We start from the raw sequence: 858 nt of genomic DNA, 5'->3' as shown, positions 1-858 counted from the left end.
CAATGGAAGGTGCGCGGGGCGACCGCCAACGGCGCCCTGATCGTCAAGGAGGGCGTCTCCATCGCCGTGGTGAAGCCCGGCACCCATGAGGTGATTGATCGTTTCGAACTGAGTTCGCGTGCCGGCAACACCAGCAACGTATGGGCCTATGTGTGCGCCTATATGCAGCACGGGTGCAGCGGACTGAATCCCAGCGAAGTCGAGTCGCGCGACGTCAACGACGTGCCGCCCTACAACCTGGCATTGCGGCTGGCGCCCAAGGTGGAATGGCCGCCCACCATGGACCGCGAGTCGCGCACTGCGCCATGACGCCCATGCCTTCTCACGAAACCACAGGGCAGGATGCGATGCTGCCCGGTTACGATCCCGCCTATTCAGACTACTGCTTTATGCTGGAAGTAGAGCGGCTTGGCCTAATCCGGAGCGGTCGCCGCACGCCGGAAATCAGCACGCAGGTGCTGGTTTCAATCCAGGCGAATATTGACGTCGAACCGACTAAGCCAACGGCGATTCCGCGGCCGGATTACACCCTAGTGACAGAAGGCCAACCGACCAACAGTAGCCCTGTACTGAGGGGGCGTTACGAACTGGATCGCGTTGGCGGGATTCAGTCAGCCACGCTAAGGATCACTTGCTGGCTCGACAGGAGCGACGAAAGCGGTTCTGCCCAGGTGGCCCTGACGGAGGTGGCGTAATGACGGAGCCCAAGCTCAACCCGCCCTGTACCGGTTGGCAGCGTGATCTTCCGGGGCCCAACGAGCCGATCGAAGAAGCCCCGACCTTGCTTTGGTCCGCGCCCACGCATCTCGATGACGTTTGCGTTGAAATTTCGCGCGATACGTTAAGTCCACGAGGATT

Annotated in this window: 2 protein-coding genes; both read left to right on the top strand. The window is 61.2% G+C overall.

Annotated features, from left to right (window positions below; all coding sequences use genetic code 11):
* The coding region (locus WS49_RS35745) for a DUF6708 domain-containing protein (protein WP_063892396.1) at positions 1-309 on the top strand (309 nt) is incomplete at its 5' end.
* Positions 306-695, top strand: a complete 390-nt coding sequence (locus tag WS49_RS26300) for a hypothetical protein (RefSeq protein ID WP_059534805.1) — start codon at positions 306-308, stop codon at positions 693-695. The genes WS49_RS35745 and WS49_RS26300, both read left to right, overlap by 4 nt.
* Positions 696-858 lie beyond the last annotated feature (163 nt).

It is taken from the genome of Burkholderia sp. RF7-non_BP4 (genome assembly GCF_001521935.1).
Lineage (GTDB): Bacteria > Pseudomonadota > Gammaproteobacteria > Burkholderiales > Burkholderiaceae > Burkholderia > Burkholderia diffusa.
This window is presented reverse-complemented; position numbering and strand designations above follow the sequence as displayed.